This is a genomic window from Rhodococcus jostii RHA1 (assembly GCF_000014565.1).
GTDB classification, from domain to species: domain Bacteria; phylum Actinomycetota; class Actinomycetes; order Mycobacteriales; family Mycobacteriaceae; genus Rhodococcus_F; species Rhodococcus_F jostii_A.
This window is the reverse complement of sequence record NC_008268.1, coordinates 1032872-1059639: the sequence shown is the minus strand read 5'-3', so window position 1 is coordinate 1059639 and position 26768 is coordinate 1032872. Positions and strand designations below refer to the sequence as shown.

The following is a 26768-nucleotide window of genomic DNA, read 5'->3' as shown; positions in this document are numbered from 1 at the left end:
CGGACCTACTTCTTCTCCTGACTTCCCGCGAGGGTCCCGAGGTACAGCTCGATCACCTTCGGGTCGTGCATCAGGTTGGGTCCCGAGTCGGTGTAGGCGTTGCGGCCCTGGTCGAGGACGTAGCCGCGGTCGCAGATCTGCAGGCACCGGCGGGCGTTCTGCTCGACCATGATCACCGAGACGCCCGCCGCGTTGATCCGCTTGCAGCGGATGAACACCTCGTCCTGGAACATCGGGGACAGTCCGGCGGACGGCTCGTCGAGCAGCAGCACGGACGGTTCCATCATCAGTGCCCGTCCCATGGCGACCATCTGCCGTTCACCGCCGGACAGGGCGCCCGCCTTCACCTTCTTCCGTTCGACGAGCAGCGGGAAGAGGTCGCCGACGAATGCGAATCTCTCCGCGAAGAGCTTGGGCCGCAGATACATCCCCATCTCGAGGTTCTCCTCGATGGTGAGCGACGGAAAGACGTTCTGCGTCTGCGGGACGTAGCCGACACCCTTCTGCACGAGAACGTGGGCGGGTTTGGACGTGATGTCCTCACCGCGCAGGGTCACCGAACCCTCACGCACCGGTATCAGCCCGAACAGCGACTTCAGGAGCGTGGACTTCCCGGCGCCGTTGGGACCGATGATGCCGACGATCTCACCCTCGCGCAGGAAGAAATTGCACTCGCGGAGGATGTTGACGCCGGGGATGTACCCGGCCACCACACCGTCCGCGCGGACGAGGGCACCCTCGGCGAGCCGGGCGTGCTCCTCGGGTGTGGCCGCGAATTCCGCTGGGGTCAGTTCGGTCATGTGTTCTCACGCCTCAGCTCGGTGATGTCGGGTTCGGAGAGGTCGCCGCCGGTCTCGAGGGTTTCGGCCTCGGCGTTCTCGAGTGCCTCGGCCAGAACGGCCGTCGCGCCCACCGGATTTCCCTCGTCGTCGAACTCGAGCGCCTGATCGTGGTGGCTGCCCAGGTAGGCGTCGACCACCGCGTTGTTGGACGAGAGGTGTCCCGGTGTGGACTCGGCGATCACACTGCCCTGCGCCATCACCACCACCCAGTCGCTGATGTCGCGGATGACGTCCATGTCGTGTTCGACGAACACGACGGTCATGCCCTCGTCCCGAAGCGACTTGATGTGGCCGAGCAGGCTCTGGGTGAGCGCCGGGTTCACGCCGGCCATCGGCTCGTCGAGCATCACCACGGTCGGCTCGGTCATCAGCGCCCGCGCCATCTCGAGCAGCTTGCGCTGACCACCGGACAGCGAGCCGGCGAGATCGTCGGACTTGGTGTCGAGCTTGAACCGCGCGAGCAGTTCGTTGGCTCGTTCGGTGACGGCCCGTTCCTGCGCCTTCCACGTCCACGGCAGGAGCGTGTTGAAGATCCGCTCACCGCGCTGCCCGGTGGCGCCGAGCCGCACGTTGTCGAGCACCGTCAGCTTCGACAGCGCCTTGGTGAGCTGGAACGTGCGGACGACGCCGCGGCGGGCCACCTGGTGCGGATACATCCGGCCCAGGGACTGGCCATCCATCGACCACGAACCGCTGTCCGGCCGGTCGAAACCGGTGAGCAGGTTGAACAGGGTGGTCTTGCCTGCGCCGTTCGGCCCGATCAGTCCGGTGATGCAGCCGCGCTGGATCTCCAGATGCGCCACGTCGACGGCCTTGAGCCCGCCGAACGTCCGGGACACGTTGTCGACCACGAGGATCGGGTCGGGTTTCGGTGCGCCGGGGGAGTGCGGGACGTCGGTGAAGATCGAGGCCCGTTCCTCGGCGGTGAGCACGGTGTCGGTCTGCAGATGATCCGGCAGTCTGTGGTCAGGCATTGAGCTGCACCTCCCGCTTGTTGCCCAGTATGCCCTGTGGCCGGAAGACCATCAGCACCGCGATCATGATGCCGAGCAGGACGAACCGCATGGCCCCGACCTGCTGTTCCGTCAGCGGCAGCAGCGGCTCCGGCCCGGAGATCGCCTGTCGCAACAGGGCGTCCGGGATGGCCAGCAGGAACCAGAACAGCATCGCGCCGACCACCGGTCCGAAGACCGTGGCCGCGCCGCCGAGGATGAGGGCGCCGAACGCGAAGAACGTCTGTGCGGTGGAGTAGAAGTCGGGGTTGATCGACTTGGTCTGCAGTGCGTTGAACACGCCGCCGAGCCCGCCGATCATGCCGCCGAGGACCAGCGCCTGCATCTTGTAGACGAACACGTTCTTGCCGAGGGCGCGTGCGGCGTCCTCGTCCTCGCGGACGGCCTTGAGGACACGGCCCCACGGGCTGTGCGTCAGGAGAAACACGAACCCGCACAGCACCAGGACGAGAGTCCACCCCACGACCATCGACCAGAGGTCGTCGCCGTAGAACTTCACGCCGAGGAAGTTGTACTGCTTACCCGAGTCGAACGGGCTGAGCGTCGTGAACGGGTCCGCGAAGCCGAACAGCCCGTTGGTGGATCCGGTGATGGAATCCGATGCGGTGGAGCGGAAGATCAGCCGCAGGATCTCGGATGCGGCGATCGTGACGATGGCGAGATAGTCGGCCCGCAACCGCAGCGTCGGGATACCGAGGACGACGGCCAGCAGTCCGGCCGCGGCGAGACCGACGAGGATGCCGACCCACAGCGGCTGCTGGTAGGTGACGGTCATGATCCCGACGCCGTAGCCGCCGAGGAGGGCGAAACCGATCTGACCGAAGTTGAGCAGTCCGGCGTAGCCGAAGTGCAGGTTGAGGCCGATCGCCAGTAGCGCGTAGAAGATCGCGGACGGGCCGATCAGCTGGGCGAGCGAGACCTGGAGTGCTCCTGCGATGTCCATGCCCTCACCCGATCCTTTGCCGGCTGCCGAGAATGCCCTGAGGCCGGACCACCAGGATGACGATCAAGATGAGCAGTCCTCCGATGTACTTGAGGTCGGGGTTGATCACCAGCGTCGACAGCTGGACGAGCAGACCGACGATCACGCAGCCGAGCAGCGCGCCGTAGGCGGTGCCGAGTCCGCCGAGCGTGATGCCGGCGAACATCAGCAGCAGGAGCTTGAAGCCCATCTCCCACTGCACGCGGCCGCCGAGTTCGGAGATGCCGAACAGGACGCCGCCGAGCGCGGCGAGACCGCCGCCGAGACCCCACACGAAGCGGATCACCCGTTCGACGTCGATGCCGGACGACGCGGCCAGGTCACGGTTGTCGGACACCGCGCGCATGGCCTTGCCGATGCGCGTCTTCTGCAGCAGCAGGGCCACTCCGACGAGAACGACGAGACTGATGCCGATGCTCACGAGGTTGGCGTCGGTGATCGCGATCGGACCCCAGTGCCTCTCCACCTGGGCCTGGTAGTCGACGAACGGTTCCGCGCGATCGGAGAAGAAGATCAGGATCAGGTAGCGCAGGGAGATCGCGAGCCCGATCGACACCACCAGCTGCGCTATCAGGCCGGTCTTGCGTCGCCGCAGCGGTTTCCAGATCCCGGCATTGTTCAGCAGTCCGATCAGGATTCCCACGAAGACCGCGAGGATCGTGGCGGGGATCAGTTGCACACCGAACGTCACGTTGATCACCCACGCCGCCACCGCGCCGAGGGTGACGAGTTCGCCGTGCGCGAAGTTCGTCAGGCCGGTGGTGCCGTAGATCAGGCTCAGCCCGACGCCGGCGATGGCGATCACGAGACCGAATCGGAGTCCGTCGATGGTCTGGCGAATCAGCTTCTCGTAGAACGGGACCGCGGAACCGGTGCGGGCCTCGCCGAACGAGAAGATCACCGTGTTGGTGCGACCGGCCACCACTTCCCGCTGCACCGTGGCCTGCACGCTGACGTCGTCGGGAAGCGAGTCCGCCACGATCTCGAACGTGTACGTGCCGGGCGCGACCTGGAGTTCCCAGCGGCCGTTGGACTCCGACGTCGCCTTCGCCACCTCGTTGCCCGACGAATCGAGAGCGCGCACCTCGACGTCCGCGAGCCGTTCGCCGGCGTTGTTCAGATTGCCGCTGACCCGGACCGCGTTCTCCGGGGGCACCGGTTGCCCGCTCGTCGCGGGCGGTGGGGGCGGTGGGGTGGGTTCCTGCGCCGAAGCGGGACCGCCGAAGGCGATCGCCGCGACGAGGCCGAGCAGGACGAGGACGAACGCACGGCCGAGTTGCCGGGTGACCGACCCTCGCCTCGTGCGTTTCCTCGCGGATTTCGGTCGCGTCCTCACTGCTGGGAGTCGCTTCCTCACGGTTGGGGCCACGCAGGTCCTCCGGGGACGTGTAGATCGGTCAGGAACGTGCTTGCGACGGACTCGACTACCGCCCGTGCCGCAATTTCCGGACTCTAACGGCTCCGGTCGCGCGAAATGGGGTTCTCGGATTTCCGGCACGTTTCGGTTGGGTATCGAACCATCCGGCTGATCGGTGTCGGATCCGCTCCCTAGACTGGGCAACCGTGAGCCCTGCAACCACCCCCCGGTCCACCACGTCCCCCGCGTCCGGCGCAGCAGCGTCGTCCGACGATCGCCCCACCCTGATGCTGCTCGACGGCCACTCGCTGGCCTTCCGTGCGTTCTACGCCCTGCCCGCCGAGAACTTCAAGACACACAGCGGTCAGGTCACCAACGCCGTCTACGGGTTCACGTCGATGTTGATCAACCTGCTGCGCGACGAACAGCCCAGCCACGTGGCGGCGGCGTTCGACGTGTCGAGGCAGACGTTCCGGGCCGAGAAGTTCCCGGAGTACAAGGCCAATCGCAGCAAGGCGCCGGACGAGTTCAAGGGGCAGGTCGAGATCACCAAGGACGTCCTCGGGGCCCTCGGCATCCCGGTGATGGCCGAGGAAGGCTTCGAGGCCGACGACATCATCGCCACGCTCACCACCCAGGCCGAGGCGCTCGGGTACCGCGTCCTCGTGGTGACCGGCGACCGGGACTCGCTCCAGTTGGTCACCGACGGGGTCACGGTGCTCTACCCGAAGAAGGGCGTCTCGGACCTCACCCGGTTCACGCCGGCGGCCGTCGAGGAGAAGTACGGGCTCACACCTGCGCAGTACCCCGACTTCGCGGCGCTGCGCGGCGACCCGAGCGACAATCTGCCGGGCATCCCGGGGGTGGGGGAGAAGACCGCCACCAAGTGGATCAAGGAGTACGGCGATCTCGTCGGCCTGGTCGACAACGTCGACAAGGTCCGCGGCAAGGTCGGTGACGCGCTGCGGGAGAACCTGCCGAACGTGCTACTCAACCGGGAACTGACCGAGATGGTGCGCGACGTCCCGTTGCCGTACACCCCGGACCAGCTGATGCTCGCGCAGTGGGATCGGGAGAAGATCCACGCGCTGTTCGACGACCTCGAGTTCAAGGTGCTGCGCGACCGGCTGTTCGCCACATTGGCCCCCGTCGAAGCGGAGGCCGAGGAGGGCTTCGAGGTGCGGGGGAGCGCGCTCGATCCCGGGGCGGTCGCGGACTGGCTGTCGGCGCACGCGTCGACGGGCGAGCGATCCGGCGTGTCGGTGGTCGGCACCCGCACCCCGTACGGCGGTGACGTGACGGCGATCGCCGTCGCCGCCGCAGACGGCGAGGGCGCCTACATCGCCACCGCGTCCGCCACCCCGGAGGACGAGAAGGCGCTCGGCGACTGGCTCGCGGACGCCGATCAGCCGAAGGCCCTGCACGAGGCCAAATGGGCGATGCACGCACTGCGCGGACGCGGCTGGGTGCTCGGTGGTCTCACCAGCGACACCGCGCTGGCGGCCTACCTGGTGCGTCCCGGGCAGCGGACGTTCAACCTCGACGACCTGTCGCTGCGGTACCTGCGCAGGGAGCTGCGGGTGGAGGAGACCGGCGAAGAGCAGCTGTCGCTGCTCGACGACGCCGACCAGGTCGACGCAGAAGCCGCCGAGACCGAAATTCTCAGCGCCCGCGCCGTCCTCGACCTCGCGGCCGCGCTCGACACCGAACTCGACAACATCGAATCGACGGCGCTGCTGTCCGAGATGGAGTTGCCGCTGCTGGAGGTGCTGGCCGACATCGAGGCGTCCGGTATCGCCGTCGACGGCACCCACCTGCACGACTTGCAGAGCCGGTTCGCGGCCGAGGTCTCCGCGGCGGCGGAGGCGGCCTACGGGGTCATCGGCAAGCAGATCAACCTCGGCTCGCCCAAGCAGCTGCAGGTCGTGCTGTTCGACGAGCTGGAGATGCCCAAGACGAAGAAGACGAAGACCGGGTACACCACGGACGCCGAGGCGTTGCAGAACCTGTTCGAGAAGACGTCGCACCCGTTCCTCGAGCACCTGCTCGCGCACCGCGACGCGACGCGGCTGAAGGTCACCGTCGACGGTCTGCTGAAGACGGTCGCCGAGGACGGGCGGATCCACACGACGTTCAACCAGACCGTCGCGGCCACCGGCCGGCTGTCGTCGACCGAGCCGAACCTCCAGAACATCCCGGTGCGCACGGATGCGGGCCGGCAGATCCGGGACGGCTTCGTCGTCGGCGAGGGCTACGATTCGCTGCTCACGGCCGACTACAGCCAGATCGAGATGCGGATCATGGCCCACGTGTCCGGTGACGAGGGCCTGATCGAGGCGTTCAACACCGGCGAAGACCTGCACAGCTTCGTCGGCGCGCGTGCGTTCGGCGTCCCGATCGAGGAGGTCACACCGGAGCTGCGCCGCCGGGTGAAGGCGATGTCGTACGGGCTGGCGTACGGGCTGAGCGCGTTCGGTCTGGCCGCCCAGCTCAAAATCTCGACCGAAGAGGCCAAATCGCAGATGGAGGCGTACTTCGCCCGGTTCGGCGGGGTACGCGACTACCTGCACGAGGTCGTCGAACAGGCCCGCAAGGACGGCTACACGTCGACGCTGTACGGGCGTCGCCGCTACCTGCCCGACCTCACCAGCGACAACCGCCAGCGGCGGGAGGTCGCCGAGCGCGCCGCGCTCAACGCCCCCATCCAGGGCACGGCCGCCGACATCATCAAGGTCGCGATGATCAACGTGCAGCGGTCACTGCGCGACGCGGGCCTGAAGTCGCGGATGCTGCTGCAGGTCCACGACGAGCTGGTGCTCGAGGTCGTCGATTCGGAACGGGAACAGGTCGAACAGCTGGTCCGCGACAAGATGTCCTCGGCTATCGAACTGTCGGTGCCGCTCGACGTGTCCGTCGGCACCGGTCGCAGCTGGGACGCCGCCGCTCACTAGGCGGCGGCGGTCCTCCGCCCTATTCGGCCGGCGCCTGCTCGGCGATCTGCTTGCGCACCTCGTCCATGTCGAGAGCCTTGACCTGCGTGAGAAGATCCTCGAGCGCCGCGGGCGGCAGCGCACCCGGCTGGCTGAACACCAGCACACCCTCGCGGAACGCCATGATGGTCGGGATCGACCGGATGTTCGCGGCAGCGGCGATGCCCTGTTCCGCTTCGGTGTCGACCTTGGCGTGCACGACGTCGGGGTGCTGCTCCGACGAGGCCTCGAAGGTGGGGGCGAAGGAGCGGCACGGACCGCACCACGATGCCCAGAAGTCGACCAGAACGACGTCGTTGCCGGTCACGGTCTCGTCGAAGTTCTGCTGAGTCAGAGTCTTGGTTGCCACAAGGGTCCTTTCGTTCGGTGACTGCTTTGCGTGTGCAACGCCGCGCCGCTGTCGATTCTTCCCTGCGGCTTCCTCAGCCGGTGCGCTCCGTGTCCCGGAACGTGCGGCGGTACGCCTGCGGGGTGGTGTGCCGCAGCCGCAGGAAATGCTGCCGCAGCACGGCGCCGCCGCCGAAACCGACCCGTTCGGCGATCACGTCCACCGACAGGTCCGAGTTCTCCAGCAGGTGCTGCGCGGCCAGCACCCGCTGATCGCTGAGCCATCGGGCGGGGGTGGTCCCGGTCTCGGCCTGGAACCGCCGCGCGAACGTGCGGGGCGACATGTTGGCCTTGGCCGCGACCGCGGTCACGGACAGGTCGAGGGCGAGGTGCTCGGTCATCCAGTCGAGCAGCGGGCCGAGGGTGTCGATCGTCGTCGACGGCAGCGGCATCGCCACGTACTGCGCCTGACCGCCGTCCCGGTGCGGCGGGACGACCATGCGCCGTGCGATTCCGTTGGCCACCCGGCTGCCCTGTTCCTTGCGCACGATGTGCAGGCACAGGTCGATACCCGCAGCGGTGCCCGCGCTGGTCAGGACGGGATCGTCGTCGACGTACAGGACGTTCGGGTCGACCGTCGCAGCCGGGTGGAGGTCGGCGAGCCGCTGGGCGTGCCGCCAGTGGGTGGTGCACTTGCGTCCGTCCAGCAGTCCGGCCGCGCCGAGCACGAAGGCGCCGCTGCAGAGGCTGGCGACCTTGGCGCCCCGGTCCACCGCGGCCCGGAGTTTGTCGAGAAGCGGGTCCATGCACGGGTCGGGGTCCTTCGCGCAGACGAAGGTGCCGTCCGCCTCGGCGTAGGTTCCGCCCGCGGGAACCACGATGAGGTCGGCGTCGTCGAGCCGGTCGAGGTCGTACGGGACGTCGATGCCGTAACCGAATCGGGTGCGGATGGGTTCCCGTGAGCCGGCGACGAGGGAGAAGTCGTAGGTGGGGAGTCCGTCGTCGGATCGGTCGAAACCGAACACCTCGCAGGCGACTCCGAGCTCGAACGCTTCGGTGAGCGGCATGAGCGGGACGACGACCTTTTTCAGCACCATCCCAGTATGGCAGAAATACGCTCAACAATGTCGTTTCTGCCACTTTCTCTCGGACGCCGGTGCTACGAGGCTGAAGACATGACAATCCTGGTCGTGGTACTCCTCGTGTTCCTGGCGCTCGACGCGCTGGCGCTCGCCGGCCGCACGCCCGACACGCACAACGAAGTCATCCAGCACGGGGACTTCCGGTTTTGAGGGGGAATCTGGCGGTCCAGTACGCGGGCACGGCGCTCGCCTGGGGCGCGAGTTTCCTCTTCATCAAGGTCGGGCTCGAGGGCCTGTCCTTCACACAGGTCGTGCTGTGGCGACTCTTGTTCGGGGCGGTGACCCTCGGTGCCGTCCTCGGACTCACCCGGACGCGGTTGCCGCGCGAAGCGGCGACATGGGCGCACCTGTCGGTATTGGCGGTCGCCCAGTGTGTGGTGCCGTGGTTGCTGTTCAGCTGGGCCGAGCAGAGCATCAGTTCGGGCCTGGCCAGCATCTACAACGCGACCACACCGCTCATGACGATGTCGGTGGCGCTGGCGTTCCTGCCAGGGGAGAAGCTCACGGACGCAAAGCTGTTCGGCCTCCTGCTCGGATTCACCGGGGTGGTCGTGGTGCTGGCGCCATGGCAGGCGGGGATCATCGGCAGCGTCCCCGCCCAGCTCGCGTGCCTCGGTGCCACCGCGTCGTACGGCGTGGCACTGGTCTACCTGAGGCGGTTCATCCTCCCGCGGGGCGTCGGAACACCCACCATCGCGTTCATGCAGGTGTCGATCGCCGCGGCCGCCATGCTCCTCGCCGCCCCGTGGGTCGCGAGCACGCCGATGCACCTGACCCCCGCGATCGTCGCCTCGATGATCGGGCTCGGGGCGTTCGGCACCGGGCTGGCGTTCGTGTGGAACACGAACGTGGTGCGCAGCTGGGGGCCCACCGCGGCCTCCACCGTCACCTACCTGACGCCGGTGGTCGGGGTCGTGCTCGGTGCGGTCGCACTCGACGAGCAGATCTCCTGGAACCAGCCCGTCGGGGCACTCGCGGTGATCGCGGGAATCGTCGTCACCCAACGGTCTTCGCGCAAGGCCGCCGAGACGGTCACGGCACCACCGTGATCACGGTGGTGCCGTGACCACCCACTCGCGTTTGGCGTCCCCGTCCCACCGGCGCACCACCGACGCCCGGCCGATGATGTCGCCGCCGTCGAGCAGCCGCGCGGCCTCCGCGATCTGATCGGCGGGCAGTCGCCGCGCGAGAGTCACGTGCGGCGTCCACTCGCCCGGGCGGATGTGCGGCGTGATCTCCGTGGCGTGCGCCGCGAGATCGAACACGCTGCGGTGCAGGGACAGCAGGGCCTTCGACGGCACCACCAACCGGGACAGCGTGACGTGCCTGCCGCCGAACATCACGAGCCCGCCCAGCCGGATGTGGAACGAGGGCGTCGCGATCCGGCGGCCCAGCAGTTCGTCGATCTCGGGTGGGATGTGGCGTGCCACGAACAAGGTGATGTGGGGCCGATTCGATTCGGCGCGAACGCGAGTGCGGCTGGGCATCCCCGCATCCCACAGGCGTTGCCACTCCGCGCGCACGGCAACGTCGGTCGCTTCGTCGAACAGCAGTTCCACCGACTGGACCATGGTAGGCAATGATGGCCTCATGAGCGGTGCTACGGCAAACATTTCCGATACCCGGATCGGGGTGCTCCTCGGCGACGGCATCGGTCACGAGATCGTCCCGGCAACCCAGCGGGTGGTCTCGGCCGCGGTGGTCGCGGCGGGAGGCGGCGCCGTCGACTGGGTGGAACTGCCCCTCGGCCTGGGCGCCATCGAGTCGCACGGAACGCCGATCCCTGACTCCACGCTCTCCGCGCTGGACGCACTCGACGCGTGGATCCTGGGTCCGCACGACAGCGCCGCCTACCCGGAACCGTTCCGCGGCCGGTTGACCCCCGGCGGGGTGGTGCGCAAGAGATTCGACCTCTTCGCGAACATCCGCCCCGCCCGATCGCTCGAGGGCGTCGCCTCGACGGTCCCGGACATGGACCTGGTGATCGTCCGGGAGAACACCGAAGGCTTGTACGCGGACCGGAACATGTTCGCCGGCAGCGGCGAGTTCATGCCGACCCCCGACGTGGCACTGGCGGTCGGCGTCGTGACGAGGAAGGCGTGTGAGCGCATCGCGCACACCGCATTCGCGCTGGCGCGCACGCGCGGCCGGCACGTCACTATCGTGCACAAGGCCAACGTCCTGTCGATGACGACCGGACTGTTCCGCGACGTCTGCCGGGAGGTGGGGCAGCGCGACTACCCGGACGTGCGGATCGACGACGAACACGTCGACGCCATGACCGCGCACCTCGTTCGCAGGGGACGCGACTTCGACGTCGTGGTGACGGAGAACATGTTCGGCGACATCCTGTCGGACCTGACGGGTGAGCTGTCCGGCTCGCTCGGCACGGCCCCGTCGATCAACAGTTCCGAGACCAAGGTGATGGCGCAGGCGGCGCACGGAGCCGCGCCCGACATCGCCGGGCACAACCGGGCCAATCCCACGGCGCTGATGCTGTCGGCCGCGATGATGCTCGAATGGCTCGGGGACCGCCGCGCGGACCGGAATCTGGGCGGCGCGGCACACCGGATCCGCGACGCGGTCCGTGCGACGATCGCGTCCGGAGTCGCCACGGCTGACCTGGGTGGACTCGCGTCGACCAGTGAATTCACCGAGACGGTCCTCGCCCGGACACTGCGTCGCTGAAACTGCCGCCACGGGCCGGGACAGGCCGTTAATGTTCGGTAACGACGCCCGCAGATGCGGGTGCCGTAACCTACCGTTCGACTATTCGGAGTTCGAGAGTTCTCCGTCGCCGTAGCTCGCTCGGTGTACCACGATTTCCTTGGAGGACATGCCAGTGTCTGGTCGATCCGTCTTCGCGCGAGGCCGAGTGGCCCGCACCATCTGTGCACTGGCGGGCGGCAGTGCTCTGCTGCTCGCCGGATGCGCCAGCAACACCGAGGGCGGCGGTACGCCTTCCGGAGAAGAGACCGTCGCCGTGGAAGTCGACAAGGTGGATGCCATCGCGGCGACACTGCCCGAGAAGATCGCCTCGTCCGGCAAGATCATCGTCGGTGTCAATATTCCCTACTCGCCCAACGAGTTCAAGGATCCGAGCGGCAAGATCGTCGGCTTCGACGTCGACCTCGTGGACGCCGTGAGCAAGGTGCTCGGCGTGACTCCCGAGTACACCGAGGCGGACTTCGACAAGATCATCCCGTCCATCCAGGCCGGCAGCTACGACATGGGTATGTCGTCGTTCACGGACACCAAGGAACGCGAGCAGTCGGTCGACTTCACCACCTACTTCAGTGCCGGAGTGCAGTGGGCGCAGCCCGCCGGTAAGTCCGTCGACCCCACCAACGCGTGCGGCCTGCGGGTCGGCGTGCAGACCACCACCATCGAGGATCTCGAGGAGGTGCCCGCCAAGAGCGCGGCGTGCGTCGCGGCCGGGAAGCCGCCCATCGAGATCGTGAAGTTCGACAGCCAGGACGACGCCGCCAACGCCGTCGCACTCGGCAAGGTCGACGCGATGTCCGCCGACTCGCCCGTCACCGCGTACGCGATCAAGCAGAGCGACGGCAAGATCGAGGCCGCCGGCGAGGTCTTCGACGCCGCGCCGTACGGCTGGCCCGTCGCGAAGGGTTCGCCGCTCGCGCAGACCCTCCAGCAGGCGCTGCAGCACCTCATCGACGACGGCACCTACCGGACGATCGCGGAGAACTGGGGTGTCGAGGCGGGCGTCATCACCACGTCCCAGATCAACGGCGCCACGAGCTGAGCGGTTGACGAGTGTCTGACGTGGAGAAGGCTCCGGACCGGTCCGGCACCGAGACGGGACAGGAACCGGAACCGATCAAGGCGATCCCGCTGCGGCGGCCCGGCCGCTGGATCGCCGCGATCGTCGTCGGTCTGCTGCTGGCGCTGTTCGTCAACGGTGCGCGCACCAACGAGGCGTACCGCTGGGACGTCTACGCCCGCTATCTGTTCGATGCACGGATCTCGGCCGCGGCGTGGAACACCATCCAGCTGACGATCCTGTCGATGGCGATCGCCATCATCCTGGGTGTCGTCCTCGCCGTCATGCGGCTGTCACCGAACCCGGTGCTGAAGGCGGCGTCGTGGGGTTACCTGTGGATCTTCCGCGGGACCCCGGTCTACGTGCAGTTGGTGTTCTGGGGACTGTTCCCGTCCATCTACAAGCAGCTGGATCTGGGCATCCCGTTCGTCCACCAGTTCGTGCACATCGACCTGCAGGGGATCAACGCGGCGTTCCTGTTCGCGGTGATCGGTCTGGGACTCAACGAGGCCGCGTACATGGCCGAGATCGTCCGGGCCGGCGTGAACTCGGTGGCCGAGGGGCAGACCGAGGCGTCGGTGGCGCTCGGCATGACGTGGTCGCAGACCATGCGCCGCACGGTCCTGCCACAGGCCATGCGGGTGATCATCCCGCCCACGGGCAACGAGCTGATCAGCATGCTGAAGACGACATCGCTGGTCACCGCGGTGCCGTACAGCCTGGAGTTGTACGGACGTGCCAGAGACATCTCGGGTGCGAACTTCCAGCCCATCCCGCTGCTGATGGTTGCCGCCACCTGGTACCTCGCGATCACCAGCCTGCTCATGATCGGCCAGTTCTACCTGGAGCGGTACTACTCGAAGGGTGCGTCCCGAAAGCTCACCCCGCGGCAACTGCAGGCGCTCGCCGACGCGCAGGGCAAGCCGCTGGTGATCGAACCCGGGCCCGAGACCTTGCCCGACACACCCGGAGGGGAACGACGATGACGCCGATGGTCAAGGCGGACCGGGTCTGCAAGAACTTCGGGGCGCTGAAGGTACTCAAGGGTGTATCGCTGGAGATCGACCCCGGCCAGGTCCTGTGCCTGGTCGGGCCGTCGGGCTCGGGGAAGTCGACCTTCCTGCGGTGCATCAACCACCTCGAGCAGGTCAACGCCGGGCGGCTGTACGTCGACGGCGAGATCGTCGGGTACTCCGAGCGGGGCGGCAAGCTCTACGAACTCCATCCCAGGGCGGCCGCGAAGCAGCGCCGCGACATCGGGATGGTCTTCCAGCACTTCAACCTCTTCCCGCACCGGACTGCTCTCGAGAACATCATCGAGGCGCCCATCCAGGTGAAGAAGCTGAGCAAGAAGAAGGCGCTCGAGCGAGGACGCGATCTCCTCGAGCAGGTGGGCCTGAGCGAGAAGGCGGACGCGTACCCGGCGCAACTGTCGGGTGGTCAGCAGCAGCGCGTCGCGATCGCCCGCGCGCTGGCGATGGACCCCAAACTGATGCTGTTCGACGAGCCGACGTCCGCCCTCGACCCGGAGCTGGTCGGGGAGGTGCTGACCGTCATGAAGGATCTCGCGGCCGGCGGCATGACGATGGTCGTCGTCACGCACGAGATGGGCTTCGCACGCGAGGTGGCCGACCAGCTCGTGTTCATGGACGCCGGCGTCGTCGTCGAATCGGGGAACCCCCGCGAGCTGCTCGCCAATCCGCAACACGACCGCACCAAGTTGTTCTTGTCGAAGCTGCTGTAGTGGCCTCCGGCCCGTGAGTACTTCTTAACCGCGGGCGGTTAAGAAGTACTCACGGGTTTGCGGCAGCTGAAGATGGCGGTGCCGGGGAAGATCTGTCCCCGCAGCGGGCTCCACTGCCCCCATTCCCGGTCGAGCCATTCGGGCCACTCCGGCTCGATGATGTCGCGTACCTCCAGTCCCGCCGCCACGATCTCGCGCACCCGGTCGCCGATGGTCCGGTGGTGCTCGACGTAGGTGGGGATGCCGTCGCCGTCGACCTCCACGTAGGGGGTGCGGTCGAAGTAGGGGAGCGACGCGGTGAGCCCTCGTGGGCCCGGGTCGTCCGGGAAGATCCAGCGGATCGGATGGTTGACGGCGAACACCCACAAACCACCCGGGCGGAGAACCCGGGCCACCTCACTCATCACCTGCTGGGAGTCCGCCACGAACGGAACCGCCCCAAAAGCCGAACATGCGATGTCGAAGCTCGCGTCGGCGAAGGGGAGGTGCTCGGCTCCCGCATGAACGAGCGGCACGGTCGCGCCGCCCGCCCGCATGGCCTCGACCCCGCGGGTCAGCATCGACATCGACAGATCGAGCCCGACTGCCCGGGCGCCCCGGCCGGCGAGCCACCGCGCGCATGGCGCGGAACCGCAGCCCACCTCGAGGACGTCCTTGCCCGCCACGTCACCGAGAAGGTGGTAGTCGCCTTCGTGGAGTCCCTCCGGGCACCAGACGAACTCACCCTCGGACGAGTCCACGCCGAGGAACTCGCCGTGGGTGCGGTGGTAGTCGTCCGCATCGGCGTCCCACCAGGCACGACTCGCGCGTTCGCTGGACTCGGAATCGACGCGGACGCGGCTCACTCCGGACGTTCCGAGCACGCTGTTGGCGGTGCCGTGACGGTCGTCTTCCGGAGAGAGAGGAGAATCGGACGGGCGAGGATCGGGCATGGGCAACAGAGTAGAGCGTGGGAACGTGCCCGGGTTTGCCCAGCTTGCCCACGGGCGCGTAGCCTATTGCACGCGAGTGTCTATGTGTGCGGCATCGGATTCGGTTCAGTTCGAGTTTGTTCGGTTCCAGTCGGGTGTCGTTCACTGCGCTTGCGGTGATCTGATGCGGCGGAATGCTCCGTCGGTTCAGGTTGCTTGTCCGACAGAACACCATCAACCGACCACAACCCGTCCGGAGCAACTCAACACATGCCCTCCACCACCGTGACCTCGCCGCAGGTAGCCGTAAACGACATCGGCTCCGCCGAGGACTTCCTCGCCGCCATCGACGCAACGATCAAGTACTTCAACGATGGCGACATCGTCGAAGGCACCATCGTCAAGGTCGATCGCGACGAGGTCCTGCTCGACATCGGTTACAAGACCGAAGGCGTCATCCCTTCCCGTGAGCTCTCCATCAAGCACGACGTCGACCCCAACGAGGTCGTCTCCGTGGGCGATGAGGTCGAAGCTCTCGTCCTCACCAAGGAGGACAAGGAAGGCCGACTGATCCTGTCGAAGAAGCGCGCTCAGTACGAGCGTGCCTGGGGCACCATCGAGGAGCTCAAGGAGAAGGACGAGGCCGTCAAGGGCACCGTCATCGAGGTCGTCAAGGGCGGCCTGATCCTCGACATCGGCCTGCGCGGCTTCCTTCCCGCTTCGCTCGTCGAGATGCGCCGTGTCCGCGATCTGCAGCCGTATGTCGGCAAGGAGATCGAGGCCAAGATCATCGAGCTCGACAAGAACCGCAACAACGTCGTCCTCTCGCGCCGTGCATGGCTCGAGCAGACGCAGTCCGAGGTTCGCAGCGAGTTCCTGCACCAGCTGCAGAAGGGCCAGGTCCGCAAGGGCATCGTGTCCTCCATCGTCAACTTCGGTGCCTTCGTGGACCTGGGCGGCGTCGACGGCCTGGTGCACGTGTCCGAGCTGTCCTGGAAGCACATCGACCACCCGTCCGAGGTTGTCGAGGTCGGCACCGAGGTCACCGTCGAGGTTCTCGACGTCGACCTGGACCGCGAGCGCGTCTCCCTGTCGCTCAAGGCGACGCAGGAAGACCCGTGGCGTCAGTTCGCCCGCACGCACGCCATCGGCCAGATCGTGCCCGGCAAGGTCACGAAGCTGGTTCCGTTCGGTGCCTTCGTGCGCGTCGAAGAGGGAATCGAAGGCCTCGTCCACATCTCCGAGCTGGCCGAGCGCCACGTGGAGGTCCCGGACCAGGTTGTCGGCGTCAACGACGATGCGCTCGTCAAGGTCATCGACATCGACCTCGAGCGTCGTCGCATCTCGCTGTCGCTGAAGCAGGCCAACGAGGACTACAACGCCGAGTTCGATCCGTCCAAGTACGGCATGGCGGACAGCTACGACGAGCAGGGCAACTACATCTTCCCCGAGGGCTTCGATCCCGAGACCAACGAATGGCTCGAGGGCTTCGACAAGCAGCGTGAAGAGTGGGAGAACCGCTACGCCGAGGCTGAGCGTCGTCACAAGATGCACACCGCTCAGATGGAGAAGACCGCTGCAGACGAGGCCGCCGAGGCTGCCACCGCTGCTGCCGGCTACTCCTCCGAGTCGGGTGCCGGCGACGCCGACGTCGCTTCGGCCGCCAGCACCTCGTCGTCCGAGTCTGCCGGCGGATCGCTGGCCAGCGACGCACAGCTCGCCGCTCTGCGCGAGAAGTTGTCGGGCAACGCCTAGCAAGTCCGCCTGACTCGTCAGGCAAAGCCGAAGACCCCGCGCCTGCATTGCAGGGGCGGGGTCTCGTCGTTGCAGGACGTCCGAACATGACTGTGGCCCAACCTCTCCGGAGGTCGGGCCACGGTGGTGTGGGGGTGAGGCCGGTGTTCAGTTCGCGGTGGCGGGAATCCAGTAACCGGACGACGGCTGTACGTCGGCGCGCCTGCGCATCGTTGCGAAGCTGTGCCTGCCCTGGCTGATGAGTGCCGTGAGCCAGGTCCGGCGGTGGTCGGCGAGCGCGGAGGCCACCTCGGGGATCTCGATGCAATGCACCCCGCCCGCAATGCCGAGGCGGTGCCGACCGAACTGGTTGCGGTGATCGCGCATGGCGTTCCTCTTCTTCGAGAAGGTGCAGGTCGGGTGCGTTCGCTAGAACATAACCGACCGTGTCGGACATCTGTGGTATTTGGGGCAGGTGAGTCTGCAGAGGGAGAAGGGGGTGGAGATCGGCGAGGGACGTGCGTACTCGGTGCGCGGGGGGTGCAACACTGGGAGGCGTGTTGAGAATCGGCCTCACTGGAGGCATAGGAGCCGGTAAGTCCACCGTGTCGAAGGTCCTCGCCGAACTCGGGGGAGTGATCGTCGACGCCGATCTGATTGCGAGGGAGGTCGTCGAACCCGGAACACCCGGCCTCGCCGCGCTCGTCGACCGGTTCGGCGAGGAGATCCTGACGGAGGACGGCGCACTCGACCGGCCCGCCCTGGCTGCCCGCGCCTTCGCCGATGACGAATCGCGGCTCGCGCTGAATGCGATCGTTCACCCGCTCGTGGGGGCGCGCACCGCCGAGACGATCGAATCGGCGCCCAAGGACGCCATCCTCGTCCAGGACATTCCGTTGCTGGTCGAGGGCGGAATGGGCGCGGCCTTCCACCTGGTCGTCGTCGTGTTCGTCGATGCCGAGGAGCGGGTGCAGCGGCTCGTCGGATCGCGGGGGATGCCCGAGGCCGATGCGCGGGCGCGGATCGCAGCCCAGGCCGACGACGATCAGCGGCGGGCGGCGGCGGACGTCTGGCTCGACAACAGCGGTGCCCCGGGCGCGCTCGAGCCGGAGATCCGGGCACTGTGGTCGGAGCGTCTCGTGCCCTTCGAGTCCAACATCCGCACGCGGACCGTCGTCCGGGTCCTGCCCGAACTCGCTCCGCCGAATTCGCAGTGGCCGGCGCAGGCCGACCGGCTGATCGCTCGCGTGAAACTGGTGTGCGGCGACCGCGCCGTCCGGGTCGACCACATCGGGTCGACGGCCGTCGAGGGATTGCCCGCCAAGGACGTCATCGACGTCCAGGTGACCGTCGCGAACCTCGAGACCGCGGACGATCTCGCCGAATCACTCGCCGACGCCGGGTTCCCCCGCATCGAGCACATCACCGCCGACGACCCGAAGCCCTCGTACCAGGGCGGAGAGACCGACCCGGCGCTGTGGGGCAAGCGAATCCACGGGGGTGCCGATCCGGGACGGCCCGTCAACATCCACCTTCGCGTCGACGGGTGGCCCGGACAGCAGTTCGCGCTCGTCTTCCGCGACTGGCTCCGCGCCGACACCGAGGCCCGGACCGAGTACCTCGCGGTCAAGGAAGGTGCGGCGGAGAAGGCGGCCGGTCACACGGACTACCGGGACGCGATCACCGCCTACGTGGACGCGAAGACCCCGTGGTTCGACCGCGCCTATCACCGGGCGTGGGAATGGGCCGAGCGGACCGGCTGGAGCGGGTAGGTCACCGCCAGTCGATCGGCATCCCGATGGAGGCCAGCCAGCGGCCGAGGTCGTGGCCGTGCGCGGCGATGCCGTCGATCGCCGTGGTGGCGGTGAGGATCGCCTGCTCGGCCGTCGCGGTGTCGAGCAGGCCGGTGGTGTGCGCCTCCATCAGCTCGTCGACGTCGAGGAGTTCGGTGTCGCGGCCGGTGCGGACGACCAGGTCCAGGTAGTGGTCCTCGGACTTCCACACGTCGTCACCCCGGGTGAAGGTGCCGATGTCGACGTAGTGGTCCTGATCGCGCTGGTGGTAGGGGTGGTAGTGGAAGATCGACGCCCGCAGGCCGAGGTCGGGGAGCAGCCACGACTCCAGGTAGTGGAATTGCGGGTGGTCGGAGGTGCGCGCCATGTACAGCCCCCACGGTTCGACGCGGTAATGATCGACGTGGCGGACGAACCCCTTGGGGTCGGTGTTGGTGTGATCTCGTAGGTCGAAGTATTCGACCTTCGGTGGGTGGATGTCGTGACTCGCGCCTGCCATGGTGGGGAACCTACCGGGTTTTCAGCTGACGGAGATCGTCGGGGAATTTGTCGGTACCTGCGCCTACCCTGGTTGCATGGCGTTTGCATCCGAGCACCCCGTGGTGGCACATTCCGAGTTCCGTCCCATTGGGGAGATCGAGCGGTCGGAAGCGCGGTTCGAGGTCGTCAGCGACCACAAGCCGGCCGGCGATCAGCCCGCCGCGATCGCCGATCTGGAACGCCGCATCAACGCCGGCGAGAAGGACGTGGTCCTGCTCGGCGCCACCGGTACCGGTAAGTCCGCCACCACGGCGTGGCTGATCGAGAAGGTGCAGCGGCCCACCCTGGTGATGGCGCCCAACAAGACGCTCGCCGCGCAGTTGGCCAACGAGCTGCGCGACATGCTGCCCAACAACTCTGTCGAGTACTTCGTCTCGTACTACGACTACTACCAGCCCGAGGCGTACATCGCGCAGACCGACACCTACATCGAGAAGGACTCGTCGATCAACGACGACGTCGAGCGACTGCGCCACTCGGCGACGTCGAGCCTGCTGTCGCGGCGCGACGTGGTGGTTGTGGCGTCCGTGTCGTGCATCTACGGTCTCGGCACCCCGCAGTCGTACCTCGACCGCTCGGTGCAGCTCGAGGTCGGGGTGGAGGTCCCGCGCGACGCTCTGCTGCGACTGCTGGTGGACGTGCAGTACACCCGCAACGATCTGGCGTTCACCCGCGGATCCTTCCGGGTGCGCGGCGACACCGTCGAGATCATTCCCTCGTACGAGGAGTTGGCGGTCCGGATCGAGTTCTTCGGCGACGAGATCGAGGCGCTGTACTACCTGCACCCCCTCACCGGGGACGTGGTGCGGAAGGTCGACTCGGTGCGCATCTTCCCGGCAACGCACTATGTCGCGGGTCCCGAGCGGATGGAACGTGCCGTCAAGGACATCGAGGCCGAACTCGAGGAACGGCTCGCCGACCTCGAGGGCAAGGGCAAGCTGCTCGAGGCGCAGCGGCTGCGGATGCGCACCCAGTACGACCTCGAGATGATCAAGCAGGTCGGGTTCTGCTCCGGCATTGAGAACTACTCGCGTCACATCGACGGTCGCGGGCCGGGTACGGCGCCCGCCACGCTGATCGACTACTTCCCGGAGGACTTCCTCCTCGTCATCGACGAGTCCCACGTGACGGTCCCGCAGATCGGCGCGATGTACGAGGGCGACATGTCCCGCAAACGGAATCTCGTCGAGTTCGGGTTCCGGTTGCCGTCCGCCACCGACAACCGTCCGCTGACGTGGGAGGAGTTCACCCAGCGCATCGGGCAGACGGTGTACCTGTCGGCCACACCCGGCAAGTACGAGCTGGGGCAGGCAGGCGGCGAGTTCGTCGAGCAGGTCATCCGCCCCACCGGTCTGGTCGACCCCCAGGTGGTCGTCAAACCGACCAAGGGGCAGATCGACGACCTCGTGCACGAGATCCGCGAACGTGCCGACCGGGACGAGCGCGTCCTCGTCACCACGCTGACGAAGAAGATGGCGGAAGATCTCACCGACTATCTCCTCGAGCTCGGTATCCGGGTCCGGTATCTCCACTCGGACATCGACACCCTGCGACGGGTCGAGTTGCTCCGGCAACTCCGGTTGGGGGAGTACGACGTGCTGGTCGGTATCAACCTGCTGCGTGAGGGCCTCGACCTTCCCGAGGTGTCGCTGGTGGCGATCCTCGACGCCGACAAGGAGGGCTTCCTCCGAAGCTCGACCAGTCTCATCCAGACGATCGGCCGCGCGGCTCGTAACGTCTCCGGCCAGGTCCACATGTACGCCGACAAGATCACCGACTCGATGCAGCACGCGATCGAGGAGACCGAGCGGCGTCGGGAGAAGCAGATCGCCTACAACGAGAAGATGGGCGTCGATCCGCAGCCGCTGCGGAAGAAGATCGCTGACATCCTCGACCAGGTCTACGAGGAAGCCGAGGACACGGCCAGCGGAGTCGACGTCGGCGGTTCGGGCCGCAACGCCACCCGCGGGCGCCGCGCCCAGGGCGAGGCCGGGCGCTCGGTCAGCGCCGGGGTGTACGAGGGCCGCGACACGAAGTCGATGCCGAGGGCGGAGTTGGCAGATCTGGTCAAGGAATTGACCAATCAGATGATGAACGCCGCCCGTGACCTGCAGTTCGAGCTCGCCGGACGACTACGCGACGAGATCGCCGACTTGAAGAAGGAACTGCGCGGGATGGACGCCGCGGGCCTGAAATAGCGGGCGCGCCGAGGCAGTACGGTCTGAAGCATGGATGCACACAACGCAGGTCGTACCGCCCGGTCCTTGGAGCTGCTTCATTCCCTCAGCTATTTCGTTCCCGAGGTCGAGGATCGCCTGATCGAGGCGGGCCTCGAGCCGGGTCGGATGGGCTACTTCGCGGGCCGCTCCGCGCCGATGGGCGCGGTCGGTGCGGGCGTCGTCACTGCGACCTTCTTCAACTTCAGTCCGGCCGTGATCGAGTCGGTCATTCCGCGTGCGTGGGGTCTGGCCACGCCCGCGGCCGTCGTCGACGCGCGGTACCGGGCGGTCGGGGAGGCGTATGTGCGACTTCTCGGCGAATCGGTGACGAATTCGCCGGAGATGGCCGAGGCCGCCGAACTCGCGTCGATCGCGGCCCGCGGGATCCCGGGTGTCCAGGGCAGGCCGCTGTATGCGGGGTACGCGGAGGTGGCGTGGCCGGACGCACCGCACCTCGCCTTCTGGCATGCCCTCACATTGCTGCGGGAGTACCGCGGCGACGGTCACGTCGCCGCCCTGCAGACGGCGGGACTGAGCGGACTCGAATCGCTGATCACGCACACCGCGACCGGGTTCGGATTCCAGAAGAAGTTCGCGATCACGCGCCGCGCCTGGACCCAGGACCAGTGGGACTCGGCATGCGAGAGTCTCCGTGACCGGGAGATCCTGGATGCGCGGGGCGAACTCACCGCCGACGGCAAGGAATTGCGCGAACTGGTCGAGGATCTCACCGACGATCTCGCGCTGGCTCCGTGGGCCGCGCTGGGGGAGGACGGGGCGGCCCGGCTCGTCGAACTCGCAACCCCGTGGCGCGACGCGATCGTCGCGGCGGGGGTGTTCCCCGCCGGCGTGTTCGGTCCCAAGGTCGGCACGTCGCGCTGACGCTGATCACAGCCGAAGCGCCTCCGGAATGTGATCCGTCATGCACTGGGGATATCCCCTGTGGCATGTGTTGCAAATGCACCTATGCGGGCACCGATACAGCTAGGGTCAGCGCAGTGGCTGCTGGGTCCAGTCAAGACGTATGTCCGGACCCCAGCCAATTGACCACCGCAGACATGGAGGAATGAATGAGCGCCTACCGGACCGTTGTCGTCGGAACCGATGGCTCCGAGTCGTCGTTTCTGGCCGTCGAGAAGGCTGCTGCCATCGCGGGGGACGCCGGTGCCAAGCTGATCATCGCCTGCGCGTACTACCCGGCCGATCCGAAGGACGTCGGGCAGGCCGCCGACGCGCTCGGTGACGAGGCCTACCAGATCACCGGTTCGGCCCCGACGTACGAGATCCTCCGCACCGCGAAGGAGCGCGCCCACGCCGCCGGCGCCAAGGAGGTCGTGGAACGCGCCGTCGTCGGTGCGCCCGTCGAGTCGCTGCTGAACCTGGTCGACGAGGTCGAGGCCGGTCTTCTGGTGATCGGCAACCGCGGACTCAACACCCTTACCGGGCGTCTCCTCGGTTCCGTTCCGTCGGATGCCGCACGCAAGTCGACGTCCGACGTCCTCATCGTCCACACGGTGCGCTGACGCACCAGTCGGATCAGCAGTAATTCGCCTCGGCGGCATCGAGATAGACCTGCGCCACCTGTTCGGTGGTGAGGCCGATATCCGACGTCGCCGAGGCGAACTGCGCCATCGGGGTCAGATGCGCGAGGATCGTGACCTCGTCCGTCCCCTCGGACAGCTGACCACAGATCCCGTTGGCGAGAGCCATGACCGTGTCGTCGGGCAACGCCGGTATGCCGGCCCCGGTCAGCGACTCCTTGTAGCGCAGGCCACGGGCGTCGAGGTGTGATGCGGCAGTGGTGGAGGCGACAGAGGCCGTCGACGGCGGGTCGGAGACGGTGGCCTCCGAGCACGCGGTCAGCACGATCGTGGTGAGGACGAGCCCACACCCGATCAGGCGACCGCGTCCGCCCGGTGTCACGACAGGATCCCGACCTCAGCCGGACCGAGTTCGGACAGCACTGCGGGCAACGTTTTCGTGTGCACCACACCCAGTCGTTGTGTCGCGCGGGTCAGGGCGACGTAGAGGTCGTTCATCCCCCGCGGCGACTCGTCGAGAATGTCCTGTGGCTCGGCGATGAGCACCGAGTCGAACTCCAGCCCCTTGACGTCCCGCACCGTCAGGACGCTGACGGTGTCCGAATTCAAATCGGCCAGTGCGGCGACGAGGTCGTGGCCCCCGATCACCACAGTCGTGCCCGGTCCGGTTTCCCGGGACACACACGTGCGCACGGTCTCCGCCAGCTCAGGTTCGGATACCTGCAGTGCCCACGGCGCGAAACCGGATTCGCGCACCGACCGCGGCACGGTCTGTTCGGCGTCGATCTCGGCGAGAACCCGCCGTGCCGACGTCATGATCTCCGCCGGAGTGCGGTAGTTGACGGTCAGTTCCGTGAGCTTCCACCGGGTGGCCACGTATGGCTCGAGGATCCGCTGCCACGACGATGTTCCCGCCGGGTCGCCGGTCTGCGCCGTGTCGCCGACGAGTGTCATCCAGCGATTCGGTATGCGCCGCATCAGCATTCGCCAGGCCATCTCCGAGAGCTCCTGCGCCTCGTCGACGATCACGTGGCCGTAGGTCCAGGTTCGGTCGCCCGCTGCGCGCTCCGCGGTGGTCTGGTGCTGTCCGACGTCGTGGCGTTCGGCGAGCTGGCTGGCGTCGATCAGGTCGTAGGCCATCAGAATTTCCGGGTCCAGCTCGTCCTCGAGATCCTGTGGCGCCGAACCGGTCAGGATGTCCAGAGCGCCCTGGGCATCCGCGATCTGCGCTCGCCACTGGCGGCGGGCGCGCTCCCGTTCGGCGGCGTCGTCGACGCCGAGCAGTTCCGCCAACTCGTCGAGGAGTGGCGCGTCGGCGGCACTGAAGCCGCGCATGACGGGGCGTCGCAGCGACTCACGTTGCGTTTCGGTCAGATTCGGCGCGGCATCGGTCAGACGCTTCGGCGAGGCGTACAGCTCGGCGAGGACCTGCTGCGGCGACAGTTCGGGCCACAGCGCGCTGATCGCCGTCATGATCTCCGGGTCTTCACGCATCTCGTCCCGCATGTCGGCGATGTCGTCCCGGCTCAGCAGGTTTCCGCCGTCGACGACGTTGGCGCCCAGTGTGTCCGCGAGTTGCTGGGCGAGTGCCTCGATCACCGACGAGACGAAGATGGGCCGCGCCAGGTTGTGCGGGCGCCGTGACGACCTCGCCCGGCCACGTGCGCGGGTGACGACCTTGCGGTCGAGGGTGATCCGATAGGTGTCGAACGTCAGCTCGACGGGACGCGACGGCACTTCCTGCCGATCCCGGACCGCCTTCTTGAGGACGTCCAGCATGTCGAGCGAGCCCTTGATCTCGCCGGCGTCGAGAGTGTCCTCGACGGTGGCGCGGACGCCGGGGTAGAGGTCGCCGATGGTCGAGAGCAGCACACCGGTCTCGCCGAGCGACGGCAGCACCTGGCCGATGTAGTCGAGGAACGTGGCGTTGGGGCCGATGATCAGGACGCCGGCCTTCGCGAGCTGCTGCCGGTAGGTGTAGAGCAGGTAGGCGGCGCGGTGCAGAGCGACCGCGGTCTTGCCGGTTCCCGGTCCTCCCTGGACCACCAGCACACTCTTGTGCTCCGACCGGATGATGGCGTCCTGCTCGCCTTGGATCGTCTCGACGATGTCGTTCATCTGACCCGTGCGGGCCGCGTTGAGCGCCGCGAGCAACGCACTCTCACCCGCGACGCCGTCCGAACCGGTGATCGTGCCCGCGGCCTCCGCCGCCGCCAGATCCAGATACTCGTCGTTGACGGCCGTCACGCGGCGGCTCCGCGTCCGGATGTGCCGCCGACGGGAGACGCCGTCGGGGGCGGCGGGGGTGGCAAGGTAGAACGGGCGGGCAAGGGGTGCACGCCAATCGAGGAGCATCGTCTCGTAGTCGTTCTCCTCGTCGAGGATGCCGAGTCGGCCGATGTAGCGGTGCTCGCCGTCGAGATCGATGCGCCCGAAGCACAGTCCGTTCTCGGCGGCGTCGTACTTGGCGAGGTCTTCGGTGTAGAGCTGGTTGAACGACTCCCGCTCGCTGCGGGCCTGCGGGGTCCCGCCGGTTTCGAGCAGTACACGGCTCAGCCGGTTCGCCGCGTACTGGCGAAGGCCGTCCAGTCGGGTGTAGAGCATCGTCACGTACTGCTGCTCGAGCTCGCGCTCGTCGCGTGACGTGTCCTCGTCGGGCAAGAGGTCTCCTTGACTGGTTCGGCTGCAACCGGACCGGCTGCAAAAGTGCCTGGACAGTCTAGTCGGCCCCGGAGACGGCCCGCTGACATTGCAGGTCAGGGGCGATCTCCGGGGCCGATCAGATCGATTATCCGGCGTCTGCCTGCGCCGCGCCTCGGGTCAGTGGGACAGTTCGTCCCGCTTCGCTCGGGCCTTCTCGAGCGCGGCTTCCGCCTGCTTGCGGGCCCGCTTGCTCAGCACCTCGCCGCGTTCCGCGGCGGTGCCGGCCCATTCCTCGCCCTTCTCACGGGCGACCTCGGCCAACTCCGGGCCGCGTTCCTTCGCGACGTCGACGAGTTCCGCGCCGCGCTCCTTCGCCAGTTCGACGAGTTCCGCGCCGCGCTCCTTGGCGACCTCGGCCCACTCGGTGCCGTGTTCCTTGGCGACCTCGGCCCACTCGGTGCCGTGTTCCTTCGCGACGTCCGCCCACTCGGGGCCGCGATCCGCCGCGACCTTCGCGAATTCGGCGCCACGATCTTTCGCGATCTCGAGGAGACCGGATCCGCGCTCGGCGGCCTCACCGGAGAGGATGCGTGCACGCTCCGACGCCGCGGCCAATGCCTCCCCGAGCTCGGGGCCGTGGTGGTCGTGACCTGACCCGATCGGCAGAGCTGCGGCCACGGCCTCCTGGGCGTGCCGGGCGGCGCGGCGTCCACGCCAGCCGAGGGACGGCTTGCCCTCGGTGTCGACGGCGGCGATCAGCAGCCCGCCGAGCAGGCTGACGTTCTTGAGGAACTGAGTGCGCTGAGCTGCCTTCTTCGCCGGGTCGGTCTCGTTCCAGAAGTCGTGCCCCGCAAGGGTAGTGGGCACGAGGCTGCCGGCGAGCGCGAGCGATGCGAGTCGCGGCGCCTTCCCGGTGGCGAGGAGCACTCCGCCGCCGATCTGCACGGCGGCATTGATCTTGATCAACGTCTCCGGGTCGGACGGAATCTTCTGCGTGACGGACCCGGGAAGCGCCTCGGTGGACTTGTCGATCAGTGGTGCGGCGGCCTGTGCTCTCTGCGCCGGATTTCGAAGTGCATCGATCCCTCCGCTGATGAAGACTGCGGACAGCAGTGGGCGAGCGATACGACGGACAAGCATTCCTGGCCTCCCAATCTCTAGTTCTCCCGTCTCACACTAACGAGAGTTCTGGGCAGTCGTCGGCGT

General features: G+C 67.3%; 24 protein-coding genes. 11 read left to right on the top strand and 13 right to left on the bottom strand.

The window, feature by feature from the left end:
* Positions 1–5: 5 nt before the first annotated feature.
* From RHA1_RS04770 to RHA1_RS04755, 4 genes are read right to left on the bottom strand one after another with little or no spacing between them, the layout of a single operon-like run.
* A complete protein-coding gene (locus RHA1_RS04770; protein ID WP_005247455.1) occupies positions 6–800 on the bottom strand; it encodes an ABC transporter ATP-binding protein in 795 nt (264 codons plus the stop codon).
* Positions 797–1816, bottom strand: coding sequence for an ABC transporter ATP-binding protein (locus RHA1_RS04765; protein ID WP_009473650.1), 1020 nt, complete (start codon positions 1814–1816; stop codon positions 797–799). Before RHA1_RS04765 ends, RHA1_RS04770 begins: the two co-directional genes overlap by 4 nt.
* Complete coding sequence (locus RHA1_RS04760; protein ID WP_009473649.1) at positions 1809–2798, bottom strand: branched-chain amino acid ABC transporter permease; 990 nt, start codon at positions 2796–2798, stop codon at positions 1809–1811. The genes RHA1_RS04765 and RHA1_RS04760 overlap by 8 nt, the downstream gene beginning before the upstream one ends.
* A 4-nt stretch (positions 2799–2802) precedes the next feature.
* Positions 2803–4173 (bottom strand): branched-chain amino acid ABC transporter permease, encoded by a 1371-nt coding sequence (locus tag RHA1_RS04755; protein ID WP_016880088.1) that lies wholly within the window; start codon positions 4171–4173, stop codon positions 2803–2805.
* Between the two features lie 227 nt (positions 4174–4400).
* Between RHA1_RS04755 and polA the strand changes: the two genes are divergently transcribed.
* On the top strand, positions 4401–7145 hold the full coding sequence (gene polA / locus RHA1_RS04750; protein WP_011594168.1) for a DNA polymerase I: 2745 nt from the start codon (positions 4401–4403) through the stop codon (positions 7143–7145).
* Between the two features lie 19 nt (positions 7146–7164).
* Here the strand turns inward: polA and trxA are convergent, their stop codons facing one another.
* Complete coding sequence (trxA, locus tag RHA1_RS04745; RefSeq protein WP_005260388.1) at positions 7165–7533, bottom strand: thioredoxin; 369 nt, start codon at positions 7531–7533, stop codon at positions 7165–7167.
* 73 nt (positions 7534–7606) lie between these two features.
* Complete coding sequence (locus RHA1_RS04740; protein ID WP_009473645.1) at positions 7607–8608, bottom strand: helix-turn-helix domain-containing protein; 1002 nt, start codon at positions 8606–8608, stop codon at positions 7607–7609.
* A 191-nt stretch (positions 8609–8799) separates the two neighbouring features.
* Between RHA1_RS04740 and RHA1_RS04735 the strand changes: the two genes are divergently transcribed.
* A complete protein-coding gene (locus tag RHA1_RS04735; protein ID WP_011594166.1) occupies positions 8800–9702 on the top strand; it encodes a DMT family transporter in 903 nt (300 codons plus the stop codon).
* Here the strand turns inward: RHA1_RS04735 and RHA1_RS04730 are convergent, their stop codons facing one another.
* Positions 9703–10224, bottom strand: coding sequence for a 2'-5' RNA ligase family protein (locus RHA1_RS04730; protein ID WP_005571116.1), 522 nt, complete (start codon positions 10222–10224; stop codon positions 9703–9705).
* A gap of 19 nt (positions 10225–10243) precedes the next feature.
* Between RHA1_RS04730 and RHA1_RS04725 the strand changes: the two genes are divergently transcribed.
* The 4 genes from RHA1_RS04725 to RHA1_RS04710 all read left to right on the top strand — a co-directional run bounded on the left by RHA1_RS04725 (position 10244) and on the right by RHA1_RS04710 (position 14181).
* Positions 10244–11341, top strand: a complete 1098-nt coding sequence (locus RHA1_RS04725; protein WP_011594164.1) for an isocitrate/isopropylmalate dehydrogenase family protein — start codon at positions 10244–10246, stop codon at positions 11339–11341.
* Positions 11342–11489: 148 nt separating this feature from the next.
* A complete protein-coding gene (locus tag RHA1_RS04720) occupies positions 11490–12419 on the top strand; it encodes an ABC transporter substrate-binding protein (RefSeq protein WP_050787246.1) in 930 nt (309 codons plus the stop codon).
* A gap of 20 nt (positions 12420–12439) precedes the next feature.
* A complete protein-coding gene (locus RHA1_RS04715; RefSeq protein ID WP_005571114.1) occupies positions 12440–13423 on the top strand; it encodes an amino acid ABC transporter permease in 984 nt (327 codons plus the stop codon).
* Entirely contained in the window at positions 13420–14181 is a 762-nt protein-coding gene (locus tag RHA1_RS04710; RefSeq protein WP_009473642.1) for an amino acid ABC transporter ATP-binding protein, read from the top strand. Before RHA1_RS04715 ends, RHA1_RS04710 begins: the two co-directional genes overlap by 4 nt.
* Before the next feature lie 38 nt (positions 14182–14219).
* Here the strand turns inward: RHA1_RS04710 and RHA1_RS04705 are convergent, their stop codons facing one another.
* Complete coding sequence (locus RHA1_RS04705) at positions 14220–15113, bottom strand: class I SAM-dependent methyltransferase (RefSeq protein ID WP_011594161.1); 894 nt, start codon at positions 15111–15113, stop codon at positions 14220–14222.
* A 249-nt stretch (positions 15114–15362) separates the two neighbouring features.
* On the opposite strand from RHA1_RS04705, the gene rpsA reads away from it, so the two are divergent.
* Positions 15363–16847: a 30S ribosomal protein S1 gene (rpsA, locus tag RHA1_RS04700; RefSeq protein WP_011594160.1), complete on the top strand. Its 1485-nt coding sequence runs from the start codon at positions 15363–15365 to the stop codon at positions 16845–16847.
* 147 nt (positions 16848–16994) lie between these two features.
* On the opposite strand, the gene RHA1_RS04695 is transcribed toward rpsA, so the two are convergent.
* Positions 16995–17213: a hypothetical protein gene (locus RHA1_RS04695; protein ID WP_016880090.1), complete on the bottom strand. Its 219-nt coding sequence runs from the start codon at positions 17211–17213 to the stop codon at positions 16995–16997.
* Between the two features lie 170 nt (positions 17214–17383).
* Here RHA1_RS04695 and coaE point away from each other — a divergent pair, with 170 nt between their 5' ends.
* On the top strand, positions 17384–18598 hold the full coding sequence (coaE, locus tag RHA1_RS04690; protein WP_016880091.1) for a dephospho-CoA kinase: 1215 nt from the start codon (positions 17384–17386) through the stop codon (positions 18596–18598).
* A 1-nt stretch (position 18599) separates the two neighbouring features.
* Here coaE and RHA1_RS04685 read toward each other — a convergent pair whose 3' ends face one another.
* Positions 18600–19118 carry a ribonuclease FAU-1 family protein gene (locus RHA1_RS04685; RefSeq protein WP_009473637.1) on the bottom strand — a complete coding sequence of 173 codons (519 nt, stop codon included), beginning with the start codon at positions 19116–19118 and terminating at the stop codon, positions 18600–18602.
* A 76-nt stretch (positions 19119–19194) separates the two neighbouring features.
* Here RHA1_RS04685 and uvrB point away from each other — a divergent pair, with 76 nt between their 5' ends.
* The 3 genes from uvrB (at position 19195) to RHA1_RS04670 (ending at position 22901) form a co-directional block, all read left to right on the top strand.
* Complete coding sequence (uvrB, locus tag RHA1_RS04680; protein ID WP_029537398.1) at positions 19195–21357, top strand: excinuclease ABC subunit UvrB; 2163 nt, start codon at positions 19195–19197, stop codon at positions 21355–21357.
* 30 nt (positions 21358–21387) lie between these two features.
* Complete coding sequence (locus RHA1_RS04675; protein WP_011594157.1) at positions 21388–22260, top strand: SCO6745 family protein; 873 nt, start codon at positions 21388–21390, stop codon at positions 22258–22260.
* Between the two features lie 188 nt (positions 22261–22448).
* Positions 22449–22901: a universal stress protein gene (locus tag RHA1_RS04670; RefSeq protein WP_005247414.1), complete on the top strand. Its 453-nt coding sequence runs from the start codon at positions 22449–22451 to the stop codon at positions 22899–22901.
* Between the two features lie 13 nt (positions 22902–22914).
* Here the strand turns inward: RHA1_RS04670 and RHA1_RS04665 are convergent, their stop codons facing one another.
* From RHA1_RS04665 to RHA1_RS04655, 3 genes are all read right to left on the bottom strand, one after another.
* On the bottom strand, positions 22915–23301 hold the full coding sequence (locus RHA1_RS04665) for a DUF732 domain-containing protein (protein ID WP_009473634.1): 387 nt from the start codon (positions 23299–23301) through the stop codon (positions 22915–22917).
* A complete protein-coding gene (locus tag RHA1_RS04660) occupies positions 23298–25580 on the bottom strand; it encodes a HelD family protein (protein ID WP_011594156.1) in 2283 nt (760 codons plus the stop codon). The genes RHA1_RS04665 and RHA1_RS04660 overlap by 4 nt, the downstream gene beginning before the upstream one ends.
* Before the next feature lie 159 nt (positions 25581–25739).
* Entirely contained in the window at positions 25740–26702 is a 963-nt protein-coding gene (locus RHA1_RS04655; RefSeq protein ID WP_009473632.1) for a DoxX family membrane protein, read from the bottom strand.
* Positions 26703–26768: the final 66 nt, after the last annotated feature.